Annotated in this window: 14 protein-coding genes and 1 riboswitch; of the genes, 2 read left to right on the top strand and 12 right to left on the bottom strand. The window is 71.4% G+C overall.

The genetic code is table 11. The features are described from left to right. Nucleotides 1-25 precede the first annotated feature (25 nt). Both ACFSL4_RS30915 and ACFSL4_RS30910 read right to left on the bottom strand, forming a co-directional pair. On the bottom strand, nt 26-1,567 hold the full coding sequence (locus tag ACFSL4_RS30915) for an amino acid permease (protein ID WP_381090178.1): 1,542 nt from the start codon (nt 1,565-1,567) through the stop codon (nt 26-28). A 49-nt stretch (nt 1,568-1,616) separates the two neighbouring features. Beyond that, nucleotides 1,617-2,573, bottom strand: coding sequence for a tetratricopeptide repeat protein (locus ACFSL4_RS30910; protein ID WP_381090176.1), 957 nt, complete (start codon nt 2,571-2,573; stop codon nt 1,617-1,619). Between the two features lie 275 nt (nt 2,574-2,848). Here ACFSL4_RS30910 and ACFSL4_RS30905 point away from each other — a divergent pair, with 275 nt between their 5' ends. Then, nucleotides 2,849-3,469: a uridine kinase family protein gene (locus ACFSL4_RS30905; RefSeq protein WP_381090273.1), complete on the top strand. Its 621-nt coding sequence runs from the start codon at nt 2,849-2,851 to the stop codon at nt 3,467-3,469. 432 nt (nt 3,470-3,901) lie between these two features. Then, on the top strand, nt 3,902-5,758 hold the full coding sequence (locus ACFSL4_RS30900) for an AAA family ATPase (protein WP_381090172.1): 1,857 nt from the start codon (nt 3,902-3,904) through the stop codon (nt 5,756-5,758). Nucleotides 5,759-5,807: 49 nt separating this feature from the next. Here ACFSL4_RS30900 and ACFSL4_RS30895 read toward each other — a convergent pair whose 3' ends face one another. From ACFSL4_RS30895 to ACFSL4_RS30850, 10 genes are all read right to left on the bottom strand, one after another. Next, entirely contained in the window at nt 5,808-6,878 is a 1,071-nt protein-coding gene (locus tag ACFSL4_RS30895) for a hemolysin family protein (RefSeq protein ID WP_381090169.1), read from the bottom strand. Continuing rightward, nucleotides 6,875-8,212: a hemolysin family protein gene (locus ACFSL4_RS30890; protein WP_381090166.1), complete on the bottom strand. Its 1,338-nt coding sequence runs from the start codon at nt 8,210-8,212 to the stop codon at nt 6,875-6,877. The genes ACFSL4_RS30895 and ACFSL4_RS30890 overlap by 4 nt, the downstream gene beginning before the upstream one ends. A gap of 233 nt (nt 8,213-8,445) precedes the next feature. Next, entirely contained in the window at nt 8,446-8,901 is a 456-nt protein-coding gene (locus ACFSL4_RS30885) for a PH domain-containing protein (RefSeq protein WP_381090163.1), read from the bottom strand. A 15-nt stretch (nt 8,902-8,916) separates the two neighbouring features. Further along, entirely contained in the window at nt 8,917-9,774 is an 858-nt protein-coding gene (hisG, locus tag ACFSL4_RS30880) for an ATP phosphoribosyltransferase (protein ID WP_381090160.1), read from the bottom strand. A gap of 51 nt (nt 9,775-9,825) precedes the next feature. Then, nucleotides 9,826-10,098, bottom strand: a complete 273-nt coding sequence (locus ACFSL4_RS30875; protein WP_061930286.1) for a phosphoribosyl-ATP diphosphatase — start codon at nt 10,096-10,098, stop codon at nt 9,826-9,828. A 34-nt stretch (nt 10,099-10,132) separates the two neighbouring features. Next, complete coding sequence (gene ribH / locus ACFSL4_RS30870) at nt 10,133-10,618, bottom strand: 6,7-dimethyl-8-ribityllumazine synthase (protein WP_381090156.1); 486 nt, start codon at nt 10,616-10,618, stop codon at nt 10,133-10,135. Between the two features lie 19 nt (nt 10,619-10,637). Continuing rightward, nucleotides 10,638-12,080, bottom strand: a complete 1,443-nt coding sequence (locus ACFSL4_RS30865) for a bifunctional 3,4-dihydroxy-2-butanone-4-phosphate synthase/GTP cyclohydrolase II (RefSeq protein WP_381090153.1) — start codon at nt 12,078-12,080, stop codon at nt 10,638-10,640. Next, entirely contained in the window at nt 12,077-12,721 is a 645-nt protein-coding gene (locus ACFSL4_RS30860; protein WP_381090150.1) for a nicotinamide mononucleotide transporter family protein, read from the bottom strand. Before ACFSL4_RS30860 ends, ACFSL4_RS30865 begins: the two co-directional genes overlap by 4 nt. Beyond that, nucleotides 12,718-13,320 (bottom strand): riboflavin synthase, encoded by a 603-nt coding sequence (locus ACFSL4_RS30855; RefSeq protein ID WP_381090147.1) that lies wholly within the window; start codon nt 13,318-13,320, stop codon nt 12,718-12,720. Before ACFSL4_RS30855 ends, ACFSL4_RS30860 begins: the two co-directional genes overlap by 4 nt. 146 nt (nt 13,321-13,466) lie before the next feature. Further along, a riboswitch (FMN riboswitch) is annotated at nt 13,467-13,597 on the bottom strand. Nucleotides 13,598-13,893: 296 nt separating this feature from the next. Beyond that, on the bottom strand, nt 13,894-14,269 hold a 376-nt coding region (locus tag ACFSL4_RS30850), incomplete at its 5' end, for an ROK family protein (protein ID WP_381090144.1).

Raw genomic sequence — 14,269 nt, 5'->3', positions numbered from 1 at the left:
GGCCGCCGGACGCTGTGCCCCGCGATCAGACGAGGTCCATCGCGGCGACCTCGTCCGGGCGGCCGTAGCTGACCGGGCCGCGGAAGCGGCGCCGGGCGGTGGCGAACCACCACACCGTGGCGATGACGAGCACCGCTGCCAGGGCGATGGGCGCGTAGTTGAAGGAGTCCACGGTGATCGGCGACGCCTGGGGCAGCATGAACAGCACACTGCTGAGCAGGACCCAGCCCACGGCCACGACGCCGACGGGCGTGCTCCAGCGTCCCAGATGCCAGGGCCCGGGCCGGAAGTCGGCGCCGAGCCGCAGCCGCAGGAAGATCGGCACGGCGTAGGCGAGGAAGAGCCCCACGACGTTGACGCTCACGATCGCGGTGAAGGCGGTGTGGGACCACCAGCCGGGCAGCACCAGGGCGAGCGAGCAGGCGACCGCGAGCCAGACCGCCTTGACGGGCGTGCGGGTGCGCGGGGAGACCGTGTGCCACCAGCGGGAGCCGGGCATCGCGCCGTCCCGGGAGAAGGCGAAGATCTGCCGGGTGTTGCTGGTCAGGTTGGCCAGTCCGCAGAAGAGCATGGCGCCGATGACGATCAGCAGCAGCAGTTTCGCGGTGCCCACGCCGAGACCGTCGATGAGGATCTGGACGGGCGGCGCCGAGGAACCGGCCACCTTGGCGTAGTCGCCGATGCTGTAGACCAGGGCGAGCATCAGGACCAGGCCGGCGACGGCGGAATAGCCGATGGAGCGGGTGATGCCCCGGGGCGCGTTGACCGTCGCCCGGACCGTTTCCTCGGACATGTGGAAACTTCCGTCGAAGCCGGTGAAGGTCCAGCTCGTGACGAGCAGGCCGAGCATGCCTCCGTAGAGACCATGGGTGAAGCCGGTGCTGTTCACGAAATGCGTGACGAAGGACGCCGGCCGGTGCTCGTCCGGCCCCGCCACCAGCGCGCCGACGATCACCACGAGCCCGATCAGCAGCCACCACACGGAAATCCGGTTGAGTACGGCGACGAGCCGCACGGTGTAGGTGTTCGCCAGCCCCTGGATCACGATGACGAGCGCCGTGATCAGCACGGTCTGGTGCGCGGTCGGCTCGTACGAGGGCCACTGCAGAGCGAGGAACGCCTGGATGAAGGTGGCGGCCGCGTATCCGGTGGCCGCGGTGCCGCCCACCTGTCCCACGAAGTTCAGCCAGCCCGTGTACCAGGACCAGGCGCCCTGATGCTTCTTGGCGAGCTTTCCCGCGGAGAAGTACAGGGCCCCGCTCGTCGGATAGGCGGAGGCGACCTCCGCCATCGCGGCACCGATGAACAGCACCATGACCGAGACGCCGATCCAGCCGAAGACGAGAATGCGCGGGCCGCCCGCATTCATACCGAATCCGAACGACGAGAAAATCCCGGAGAGGATGTTGATGATGGTGAAGGATATGGCGAAATTGTCGAACGCCTGGAACCGCCGGGTGAGCTTTCGCGGATAGCCCATCGCGTGCAGGGTCGCGTCGTCGTCGATCGCAACGGGGTCCCGGCCCGCACGTCGTCTCGTACGGGGCGCTGACATGCGTTCTGACACAGCCGGACCTTTCTCTCTGTGGGGTAGTGATCGGTACGGGACGAACGGGTCAGGCTGCTCCCGGCACGGGCAGTCCGCAGGCGCGGCGAGCACGCGAGAGCTGCTCCTCGGGGTCGCCGAAGACGCTCCAGGGCATCCGGGAGGCGTAGGGCCCCATGGCCGCGAAGACGGCGCGGGCTTCGAACTCGCGCTGGCCCATGACCAGCGCATGCGCCAGGTAGGCGAGGTCGAGCACCGGAGTGAAGCGGTAGCCGGCGGCCTCCGGCAGCCAGTGCTGGTAGATGGCGAGCGCGGTGGAGCGCCACTGGGGCTGTTCCCAGACGTGGTCCGCGAGCAGTTGCGAGGGGTTGTAGCCCTCGACGAGCGCCACCAGGGGCAGTAGACGCAGCGGTGAGGTGGCGGCCGCCCGCTGGCTGAGGAAGGCGGCGACGTCCCAGGCCGCGTTCACCGAGCCGTGGTGGCGGCTGAAGAAGTAGGCGAGGAAGCGGTGGTGGGCCTCCCGGTGGAAGGGGTCGAGGCGCAGGATGTGCGAGAACAGCCGCCAGGGGCCGGGCGGCTCCGTGAGCAGTCCCCTCGGAGCGGGTTCAGCGGTCTCGTGCAGGCGCGCCAGTGCCAGCCTGGCCACCCAGGGGGTGGGGTCGTGCGGTGCCATGGCCGTGGCGCGCTCGCACGCGTTCAGCGCGATGCGCTCCAGCGCTCGGGCCCGCTCGTCGTGGGCGTCGGCGGCGCGCAGCGCCCGCAGGACGGCGACGCGCGCCCACATCAGCGCGGCCTCCGGGCTGGGTTCCTCGGCCAGCCACCGTTCGGCCAGGTCGGAGTCCGCGGCCTCGGAGGCGAGGACCAGGGAACGGTGGGCGCGCAGCCCCAGGTCCTCGCGGGTGGCGACAAGCAGTTCGCAGGCGCTCAGGTAGCGTCCGGCCCGCACTTCCACGCATACGCTCGCCAGCTCACGGTCGTCGGCCGCCGGATGCCATACGTACTGCCCCTCGAATAACCCCGCGGCCATGCTCCCCCGTCCATCCCCGTGCGTCTCACCGGTCACGCATCAGGCACCCTACTCAGCATCCGGCGCAACCGGAACGGCGATTCCCGAATAACCGGTTCGCGGCTGGGTGCGCCGTTATATGGAGGGGACCTGGTGATTGACCGCTGAACTGTTCAACATGGCACCAATTTCGCCGTACGCGGAATCGCCCCTGACACCCGCCCGCCGGCTCCCGCGTCGCACACGCGTAAAATGTTCCTCCGAAATAGGTCCACGCCCTCCCCCAGGGAACCGTCATTCACGTCCTCGCGTCCCGTCTGCGGCGGCTGCCGCCGTCCTGCGGCCCCGTCCGGCTCGTCGCCGTCGACGGGTACGCGGGCTCCGGGAAGTCCACGTTCGCCGGGCAGTTGGCCACCGCGCTCGGCGACGCGCCCGTGCTGCACCTCGACGACATCGCCACCCACGAGGAGCTGTTCTCCTGGACGCGGCGGCTGCTGCGCGAGGTGATCGAGCCGCTCGGCCGCGGTGAGAGCGCGCGCTACCGTCCCTACGACTGGCGCGCCCGAGACCTCGGCCACCCTCGCACGCTGCCGCCCGCCCCCGTGATCCTGGCCGAGGGCGTCGGCACCGGCCGCCGGGAGCTGCGAGCCCATCTGGCGCACCTGCTGTGGATGGACCTTCCGCGCGACGACGCCTGGGCCCGCGGGCGAGCCCGTGACGGTGAGGAGCAACGCGTGTTCTGGGCCGCATGGACCGAGGCGGAGCGGCGGCACTTCGCCGACGACCCCTCGCGGCCGTTCGCCGACCTCCTGGTACGGCAGCGCCCCGAGGGATACGAGGTGCTCCCGGGACCTGCCGCGATCGCCCACCCAGATCACACGGTCACACACAGTGACGGATCATCATCGGTGTGCTGAACTTGTGAAGGCCCTTGCGGGAGAACTTGCTTGAGTGCTTCGGGTCGGCTTGACCCAGGGGCCGTACAGGACTTACGTTCTCAATGTGCGGCTCTCGGAGCCGTCCGCAGACGCGAAGCCCCCGGTTGTTCCCCCGTGATCGGGGGCTTCGTTCTGCTCCGGCCCCCTCCTCCGGGCCCCTGGGCACATGACCCGCTCACACTGGGTCACCGCGGCGAATGCGCCCCGTCTGCTCCCACCTCGTCAAACGGACCGTGCGGCACCCTTCGGTACGCCGCTCCCCCGCAGGTACCATGCCTCTCGGCGCGACCTTCGGGCGGCCGCTCCGCGCACCGTCGCAACTCCGGTCCGCGGCACCGCGGTTCGAGCAAGGCAGCCGGCGGGCACACGCCCGGCGGTGAACCAACGGGGGCACGGTTTGTGGGGGACGGGATGGACTTCGGCACGCAGGGCCCCGAGGCCCCGGCCGACCTCGCCTGGCTGCGAGGCGTCGACGCCTACACGATGGGCGCCTATCCGCAGGCGGAGGAGGAGTTTCGCGCGGCGGTCCGGATGGATCCGGGGATGGCCGACGGCTGGCTCGGGCTGCACGCGCTGCGCGTCGACACGACGACCGCGCTGCTGCGGATGTTCCGCCACCGGGACCGCTTCGGGGAGCAGCGGGCGCGGCACCGGCGCACCCTGAACTCGTGGTACTGGCTGGGCTGGTGGGTGCAGCCCGTGCTGGAGAGGCCGCGCGACCTGCTGCTCGCACACGCCTCGCACTGGCTGGACGGCCGCCACGTCCCGGAGCTGGACCGGGCGCTCGCCGGGCTGCCCCCCGTCGACGCCGACCCACAGGTCCGGTTCCTGCACGCCTGCCGGGCCTACCTGGTCAAGGACTGGGAACAGTTGGTCCGGCACACCGATCCGCTGATCGACGACCCCATGCTCGGCATAGAGGCCGGCCTGTTCGGGGGGATGGCCCGGGTCCGTCTGGAGATGTACGGGCACGCCGAGCCGCTGCTGTCCGCCGCCCTCATGCGCTGCCGCAGCGAGCAGCCGCAGCGCAAGGAGCTGCGGTACTGGCTGGCCAGGGCCCACGAGGGCACGGGCCGCTCAGCGGCCGCCCTGCCGCTGTACCGGGCGGTGCACCGGGTGGACCCGGCGTTCATGGACACCTCGGCGCGGCTCGCGGCCATAGCCGAGGGCGACGGGTACGACGAGTCGGCCGACTTCACGGCGATGGCACTCACCGGGGGCGGGGACGCGCTGGAGGGGCCCGACGGTCTCGATCCGCTCTTCGGCACCGAGGGCCGGGAGGTGAAGCTCTCCGACCCCGCGCCGCCCCCGGGCACGCTGCCGGCGCAGCGGGACGCCGTGCGCGAGAAGTCCACGGTGCCCGCGCAGCCGTTGCCGACCGGGCCGACGGATCCCGCACTGCTGGAGGAGGCGCTGGCCGAGCTGGAGCGCATGGTCGGCCTGGAACCGGTGAAACGCCAGGTCAAGGCGTTGTCCGCACAGCTGAACATGGCGCGGCTGCGGGCGGGCCAGGGGCTGCCGGTGCAGCCGCCCAAACGCCACTTCGTCTTCTCGGGCCCCTCGGGCACAGGCAAGACGACGGTGGCGCGCATCCTGGGCCGGGTCTTCTACGCCCTCGGGCTGCTCGGCGGCGACCATCTGGTGGAGGCACAACGGGCCGACCTGGTCGGCGAGTACCTGGGCCAGACCGCCGTGAAGGCGAACGAGCTGATCGACTCGGCGATCGGCGGAGTGCTGTTCGTGGACGAGGCGTACTCGCTGTCCAACTCGGGCTACGGCAAGGGGGACGCCTACGGCGACGAGGCACTGCAGGTGCTGCTGAAGCGTGCGGAAGACAACCGCGACCACCTGGTGGTGATCCTCGCGGGCTACCCCGAGGGCATGGACCGCCTGCTGGCCGCCAACCCCGGCCTGTCCTCCCGCTTCACCACCCGGGTGGACTTCCCCTCGTACCGCCCCCTGGAACTGACCGCGATCGGCGAGGTCCTGGCGGCCGAGAACGGCGACGTCTGGGACGAGGAGGCGCTGGAGGAACTCCGCTCGGTCGCCGGCCACGTCGTGGACCAGGGCTGGATCGACGAACTCGGCAACGGCCGCTTCCTGCGCACCCTCTACGAGAAGAGCTGTGCCTACCGGGACCTGCGGCTGAGCGGGTACCCCGGGACCCCGTCCCGGGACGACCTGTCCACACTGCGGCTGCCGGACCTGATGCAGGCGTACGGAGAGGTGCTGTCCGGGCGCGGACCGCAGGATCCTCCGGCCGGCTGAGCCCGGCGGATGCCCGCACCCCTGCGCGGGGTGCGGGCGCCCGCCCGGATCAGCCCGGAACCGCTTCCCGCGGCTCGGCGGCCCTCGGCTGCGGCGGGGCCTCCCGGTGTGCCGGGTCCCTGACCTCGCCCACCAGGAGTTCCAGCACATCCTCCAGGGCGACCAGGCCGAGGACGCGGCCGGAGGCGTCTGCCACCTGGGCGAGGTGTGCGGCGGCCCGGCGCATCACCGTCAGCGCGTCGTCCAGCGGCAGCTCCGCCGCGAGCGTGGTCATCGGCCGCCAGATCTGCTGCGGCACCGCCCGCTCGGAGTCCTCCAGGTCGAGGACGTCCTTGACATGGATGTAACCCATGAAGGCGCCGTTCCCCGCGACGACGGGGAAGCGCGAGAAGCCCGTACGCGCGGTGAGCGCCACCACCTGCCCCGGTGTGACCGTGGGCTGAACGGTCACCAGGGAGACGGGGTCCAGGAGGACGTCCGTCACCGGGCGGGACCCCAGCTCCAGCGCGTCCTCCAGCCTCTCCTGCTCCTCGGGCTCCAGCAGGCCCGCCTGGCCCGAGTCCTCCACCAGCTGGTTGAGCTGCTCACTGGTGAAGACGGCCTCGACCTCGTCCTTCGGCTCGACCCGGAACAAGGTGAGGATGACCCTGGCGCAGGCGCTCAGCGAGACGGTCACCGGCCGGCACAGCCGCGCGAACGCCACGAGCCCCGGACTCAGCCACAGCGCGGCCTTCTCCGGTGCCGCCATCGCCAGGTTCTTCGGCACCATCTCGCCGATCACCAGGTGGAAGAAGACGACGGCGGCGAGTGCGATCACATACCCGAGCGGGTGGACCATCTCGTCGGGCAGACGCGCCGCCTCGAACGCGGGCTCCAGCAGATGGGCCACGGTCGGCTCGGCCACGGCGCCCAGTGTCAGCGAGCACACGGTGATACCGAACTGGGCCGCGGCCATCATCTGAGGCAGCCGCTCCAGCCCGTACAGCACCTGCCGGGCCCGTGCGGTGCCCAGCGGCTCGATCTGGCTGCGCCGCACGGACACCAGCGCGAACTCGGCACCCACGAAGAAGCCGTTGACGAGCACCAGCAGCGCGGCGAACACGAGTTGGAGCAGGCTCATCGCGCCGCCTCCGCGATCTGCACCGCGGCGTCGGCGATCCTCACCAGCCGGACCCGCTCGGCACGGTAGTGCCCGACCTGGCGGACCGTGAGCCGCCAGCCCGGCAGTTCGGCCCGGTCCCCGGGAGCGGGGATGCGGCCGAGCAGGTCGGCGATGAGTCCGGCGACCGTCTCGTACGGCCCCTCCGGCACGTCGAGCCCTATCCGTTTCAGGACGTCGACGCGGCAGCTGCCGTCGGCGTCCCACGCCGGGCGCCCGTCCTCGGGCGGCGCGGCGGCGAGCTCGGGCAGGTCCTGTCCGTCGTGCTCGTCGCGCACCTCGCCGACCAGTTCCTCGACGATGTCCTCCAGGGTGACGACGCCGGCCGTGCCGCCGTACTCGTCGACGACGACGGCGATCGGCTGCTCGCTGCGCAGCCGCTGCAGGAGGGGCTGCACGGGCAACGTCTCGGGGACGAGCAGCGGCGCCTGGGCGATCCGGACGACCGGTGTGCGCAGCCGTTCGTGGGCGGGCACCGCGAGGGCGTCCTTGAGATGCACCATGCCGACGACCTCGTCGATCTTCTCCCGGTAGACGGGGAAGCGCGACAGGCCGGTGGCCCGGGTGAGGTTGACCACATCCTCCGCCGTGGCGGAGGACTGAAGCGCGCTGACCCGGACGCGCGGGGTCATCACGTGCTGCGCGGTCAGCTCGCCAAGGGACAGGGTGCGCACGAACAGGTCCGCCGTGTCCTGTTCGAGTGTGCCGGCCCGCGCCGAGTGCCGGGCGAGGGAGACGAGCTCCCCGGGGGTGCGGGCGGAGGCCAGTTCCTCGGCCGGTTCCACGCCCAGGGCGCGCACCAGCCGGTTGGCGACCGCGTTGAGCGCCGCGATCACCGGCCGGAACAGCCGCGAGAACAGGCGCTGCGGGCCCGCCACGAAGCGTGCGACCCGGAGCGGCCGGGACACCGCCCAGTTCTTGGGCACGAGCTCGCCGACGACCATCTGCGCCGCCGAGGCGAGCAGCATGCCGACGACCACGGCGATGCCGTTCGCCGGGTCGCCGGGAACGCCGACCGCGGTGAACGGTCCGCGCAGCACCTCGGCGAGCGCGGGTTCGGCGAGCATGCCGACGACGAGCGAGGTGATGGTGATGCCGAGCTGGGTGCCGGAGAGCTGGAAGGACAGCTCCTTGAGCGACTCGACGACCCTACCGGCCCGTCGGTCGCCCTCGGCTGCGGCCTTCTCGGCGTCGGGCCGTTCGACCGTGACGAGCCCGAACTCGGCTGCGACGAAGAAGCCGTTGGCCAGGATCAGCAGGAACGCCGCCCCGAGGAGCAGCAGGGGGATGTTCATGATGCCGCCGCCTCCGCGCCGTGAGAGCGGTCGCGGACCGGGTCCGCGCCGTGTCGGCAGGGGGCGGCGCAGGTACTACAGGACGATCCGTCCATCGCCGGAGGGAGTCACTCCTCGGATAGCAGGAACCCCTGAGCACCGGGCGGAACATCAGGGGCGGAGGCCCGATGTGGGACCTCCGCCCACCAGATTAGTCAAGACCTCGCCGGGTACGGCAGGGCGGACGGCCCGAGTCAGCCCCGATGCCGCTCCGGATCGACCGCGGAGCGGGCCTCGACGAGGGCCCGCAGGGTGCACGCGTCCTCGATCGCGCGCTGCTTGGCGATCCCCGGCTGGATGCCGAGGGCGGGCAGGCTCGTGCCGTCGCTGAGATCGAGGAACACCCACGGGTCGCCGGGACGCAGGTTGACCCGGAGGATCTCCGCCCAGTCCAGGGCACGCCGGCTGACGATGTTGACGACGGTGACCTTCGTCTCCTCCGCCACGACCTTGGGACGCGCGAGCAGGAACAGCACGCCGGCCAGCAGGGCGGCGGTCAGCGCGAAGCCGAGGCGCTCAGTCGCGCTGAGCTCTTCCAGCAGCATCCCGAGGGTGGTGATGGCCGTGAAGAGCGCGATCCCGGCGGACAGCAGCACGGCACGGGTGCGTCCCGGACGGAAGGTCACGGGGAGGGCGGGCAGATCCGACATCGGTGTCACGGTCCTTCACAGACGGCAGGCGTGGATGGCCGTGGTCAGGATGGCCCGGGCGCCGATCGCATACAGGTCGTCCATGATCCGCTGGGCCTCCTTGGCCGGGACCATGGCCCGGACGGCGACCCAGCCCTCGTTGTGCAGCGGCGAGACCGTCGGGGACTCCAGGCCCGGGGTGAGCGCGACGGCCCTCTCCAACTGCTCGACGCGGCAGTCGTAGTCCATCATCACGTATGTCCGGGCGACGAGGACGCCCTGGAGGCGGCGCAGGAACTGCTGCACCTTCGACTCGGCGCCCTCCTCGCCCTCGGCCCCGGTGCGGCGGACGACGATGGCCTCGGACGTCATGATCGGCTCGCCGATGACCTCCAGGCCCGCGTTGCGCAGCGAGGTGCCCGTCTCGACGACGTCCGCGATGACCTCGGCGACTCCGAGTTCGATCGCGGTCTCGACGGCGCCGTCGAGGTGCACGACGGAGGCGTCGATGCCCTTGTCGGCGAGGTGCTTGGCGACGATGCCCTCGTAGGAGGTGGCGACCGTCATCCCGGAGAGGTCCTCCACGCCGTTCGCCGTGCCGGGCTTGGAGGCGAAGCGGAAGGTGGAGCGGGCGAACCCGAGCGGGAGGATCTCCCCGGCGTTGGCGCCGGAGTCGATCAGCAGGTCGCGGCCGGTGATGCCGATGTCGAGGCGGCCGGAGGAGACGTAGATCGCGATGTCGCGGGGGCGGAGGTAGAAGAACTCGACCTCGTTCTCCGGGTCGACGATCCTCAGTTCCTTGGACTCCCGGCGCTGCTGGTAGCCGGCCTCATGCAGCATGTCCGCCGCAGGGCCGGACAGGGAACCCTTGTTGGGGACGGCGATGCGCAGCATGAGGTCGGCTTCCTTCGTTCGTGCGTACGGATGTGCGGTGTGGTGTACGGCTCAGAGGTGGGCGTAGACGTCGTCCAGGGAGATCCCGCGCGCCACCATCATCACCTGGACGTGGTAGAGCAGCTGTGAGATCTCCTCGGCGGCCGCCTCCCTGCCCTCGTACTCGGCGGCCATCCAGACCTCGGCGGCCTCCTCGACGACCTTCTTGCCGATGGCGTGGACACCCTTGCCGACCAGCTCGGCGGTGCGGGAGGTGGCGGGATCGCCGTGGGCGGCCTTGTGCTGGAGCTCGGTGAAGAGCTCCTCGAACGTCTTCTTGGACATGGTGGTCCTAACCCTACGCGCTCCGGTCCGCGCCTCAGTGCCAGGGCTCGGATACCGAGCGGAGCGTGGCGGCGGTCGCCACCGCCGCGGTCACCGCCTCGTGGCCCTTGTCCTCGGCGGAGCCGGGCAGGCCCGCGCGGTCGAGCGCCTGTTCCTCGGTGTCGCACGTCAGCACGCCGAAGCCGACGGGGACACCGGTGTCGACGGAGACCTGGGTCAGGCCCTGGGTGACGCCCTGGCACACATAGTCGAAGTGAGGGGTGCCGCCGCGGATGACGACCCCGAGGGCGACGACGGCGTCATAGCCGCGGCCGGCGAGGACCCTGGCCGCGACCGGGAGCTCGAAGCTGCCGGGAACTCTCAGCAGGGTCGGCTCGTCGATCCCCAGCTCGCGCAGGGCGCGCAGGGCCCCGTCCACCAGGCCGTCCATCACCTTCTCGTGCCACTGTGCCGCGATGACGGCGACCCGCAGATCGCTCGCCTTGCGTACGGACAGCTCCGGTGCACCCTTGCCGCTCACGTCTCTCCTCAGTGCTCTCTTACTGGTTGCCGCAGGTGGACACGCCGCTCGTGTCCAGCCAGGGCAGGTCGTGCCCCATCCGGTCCCGCTTGGTGCGCAGGTAGCGGAGGTTGTGTTCGCCCGCCTGGACGGGCATCGGTTCCCGAGCGGTGACCTTGAGGCCGTGCCGGCGCAGGGCGGCGGTCTTGTCAGGGTTGTTGGTCATCAGCCGCACGCTGCGGACGCCGAGGTCCTGGAGGATCTGGGCGCCGGCGCCGTAGTCGCGGGCGTCCGCGGGCAGGCCCAGCTCCAGGTTGGCGTCCAGGGTGTCGCGGCCGCGCTCCTGGAGCTCGTAGGCGCGCAGCTTGGACAGCAGCCCGATGCCGCGTCCCTCGTGACCGCGCAGATAGACGACCACGCCGCGGCCCTCGGCCTGGATGCGCCGCAGGGACGCCTCCAACTGGGGGCCGCAGTCGCAGCGCAGGGAGTGAAGGACGTCGCCGGTGAGGCACTCGGAGTGGATGCGGACGACGATGTCCTCGCCGTCGCCGATCTCGCCGTGCACCAGGGCGACGTGCTCGACGCCGTCGACGGTGGAGCGGTAACCGTAGGCCGTGAACTCACCGAACGCGGTGGGCAGGTGGACCTCGGCCTCGCGACGGACGATGGGCTCGGATGGGGGTGCCCCCTGCTCATGGCGGTCCCCCCGCTCGAGCGAAGCCGAGAGTGGGGGAGGAGTCGAGAGCTTGGGAGAGCGGCGGTAGGCGACCAGGTCCTCGATGGAGATGATCGTCAGGCCGTGCTTGCGGGCGAACGGGATGAGTTCCGGCAGTCGCAGCATATGGCCGTCCTCACCGGCGATCTCCACGATCGCGCCGGCCGGGCGCAGTCCGGCGAGCCGGGCGAGGTCGACGGCCGCCTCGGTGTGGCCGTTGCGGACGAGCACGCCGCCGGGCCTGGCGCGCAGCGGGAAGACGTGTCCGGGGCGGACGAAGTCGCCGGGGCCCGCCTCTCCACCGGCCAGCAGCCGCAGTGTGGTGGCGCGGTCGGAGGCCGAGATGCCGGTGGTCACGCCGTGGACGCCGCTCGCGTCGACGGAGACGGTGAACGCGGTCTGCATCGACTCGGTGTTCTGGTCGACCATCTGCGGGAGCTGGAGGCGGTCGAGTTCGGCGCCCTCCATGGGGGCGCAGATCAGGCCGCGGCACTCGCTCATCATGAAGGCGACGATCTCGGGGGTCGCCTTCTCGGCGGCGATGACGAGGTCGCCCTCGTTCTCCCGGTCCTCGTCGTCGACGACGACGACGGGGCGCCCGGCCGCGATGTCGGCGATGGCCTGCTCGATCGGGTCGAGCGTGAAGTCCTCGATGTCGTCCGCGCTGCAGAGGACGGGGGTCCGCAGGGCGGCGCGATGCGGGTCGGCCCAGGCATTGGTCTCCGGGCGCGCCTCGTTCAGGGCGGCGGGAGAGGGGCGGGACGTCATGCCGGGGCTCCTTCCAGGACGGGCCGCGCGGCCCTGCGGGAGCGCAGCCACCAGTCGCGCATGCCCCACAGGACGAGCGCGCCGTAGATGACGTAGACAAAGCCGGAGAAGGCGAAGCCGTTGGCGAAGTTCAGGGGGACGCCGACGGCGTCGACCAGCAGCCAGGCGAACCAGAACTCGACCATGCCGCGCGCCTGCGCGTACATGGCGACGATGGTGCCGACGAAGATGTACGCGTCCGGCCACGGGTCCCAGGACAGCGTCGGGAAGGCGGTGAACAGGCCCGCCACGGCGAGCGTTCCCGCAGCGGCGGCGACGGTCAGGACGACGCGCTCGCGCCAGGTGGCGAACCGCACGGCGATGTGGCCGTCCTCCGTCCGCCCCGTGCCCCGGTTCCACTGCCACCAGCCGTAGACGGCGACGACCATGACCACGACCTGCTTGCCGGCGCTGCCGGAGAGGTGGGCCGTGGCGAACGCCGCGAAGAGCACGACGCCGGACAGGAACTGCACCGGCCAGCTCCATATGGAGCGCCGCCAGCCGAAGGCGAGGGCGGTCAGACCGATCACGTTGCCGATCATGTCCGACCACTTGATGTGCTGGCCCAGGAGCGTGAACGCCTCGGAGTTGAGCCAGTTCACCGGGCCGCCCCCTGACCGGCCAGCAGGCGCTCGACGTACTTGGCGATGACGTCGACCTCCAGGTTGACCGGGTCGCCCGGCTGCTTGATGCCGAGCGTGGTCAGCGCGAGGGTGGTCGGGATGAGGCTGACGGTGAAGCGGTCGGTGCCGGCCTCGACGACGGTGAGGCTGATGCCGTCGACGGTGATGGAGCCCTTCTCGACCACGTAGCGGCTCAGGTCCGCGGGGAGCGAGATCGCGACGAGTTCCCAGTGGTCGGAGGGCTTGCGGTCGAGGATCGTGCCGGTGCCGTCGACGTGTCCCTGCACGATGTGGCCGCCCAGGCGTGCCCCGACGGCCGTGGGGCGTTCGAGGTTGACACGGGCGCCCACGGTGAGGGCGCCGAGACTGGAGCGTTCGAGGGTCTCCGCCATGACGTCGGCGGTGAACTCGTCGCCCTCGTGCTCGACGACGGTGAGACAGACGCCGTTGACGGCGATGGAGTCCCCGTGCCGGGCGCCTTCGGTGACGACGGGTCCACGGAGCCGGAAGCGGGAGGAGTCGCCGAGGTTCTCGACGGCGGTGACCTCACCCAGCTCTTCGACGATTCCGGTGAACACTTCCCGGGTCCTCCTGCCTCGATCGGGCACGGACTCCGGGGCCTGTCGATGACGACAGCGAACACGGGCGAGGACACCGGGGCGGCGCCGGACGGAGCCCGTCCACAGGACGAGCCGGTACGGCGGCGCGCATGGATGCCCGCCCGCCGCGCACTGCCTCCCATCCGGACTTTAACCGTCGGTCCAGGAATTTCACCTGGTCAACCGGCCGCTGGAAGCGACCGGGTCGCGGACTGTAACCGCCGGTTCGGACTTTCACCGACCCCGGAGTGCGCTGCTTCTGGTACAGCCTCAGTGTGCCACGCGCGCTCGACGGCCATGCGGGTGAACCGCTGTGTGGTGGCTCACAGGTTCACATACTGGACTTCCGCGGCCGCCCGTGCGGGACCGGCCCCTCCGGTGCCGGGACAACGCCCCTCCCGCAACCACCGTTTCGGGATTGGTCCATACTTGTTGGCGGACTTGGTCTAGTCCTCTCAGGGTCGGCGGTCCCGGCGCGGCACGCTGTCCGTGAGCGGCCCGGCGGCGGTGACGGAGGCCCTTGCCCCGCCGCCGGGTCTCCGCCGTGGGAGGTCAGCGGGCGGGAGGGGCGAACAGCTCGTCCTGGGCGCCGTCCCTCGCGGTCAGCAGCGCGCCGCGCAGCACCGCGCCGCCGCCCAGCGCGCTCGCCCGCACCTCGGTCCGCAGGGGCGACATACGGGCGAGCCGCTCCCCGACGCGCGCGGCGAGCACATCCCCGCCGGCCTGCCCGACCTCGCCGCCGAGCACCACGCAGCCGGGGTCGAGGACAGCGGTCACCGAGGCGGCGCCGACGGCGAGCCGGTCGGCGAGGGCGTCGAGGAAGCGGGACGCGGCACGCCCGGGGACGGCGCAACGCGCGGCCCCACGGCGGCGGGCCGTCCCGCCCGAACCCCCGGCATCCCGGCTCCCGGCATCCCCGCCGCAGGCA

The organism is Streptomyces caeni (assembly GCF_042678285.1).
GTDB classification, from domain to species: domain Bacteria; phylum Actinomycetota; class Actinomycetes; order Streptomycetales; family Streptomycetaceae; genus Streptomyces; species Streptomyces caeni.
The sequence above is the reverse complement of the archived record's forward strand: the minus strand, read 5'-3'. Positions and strand labels throughout refer to the sequence as shown.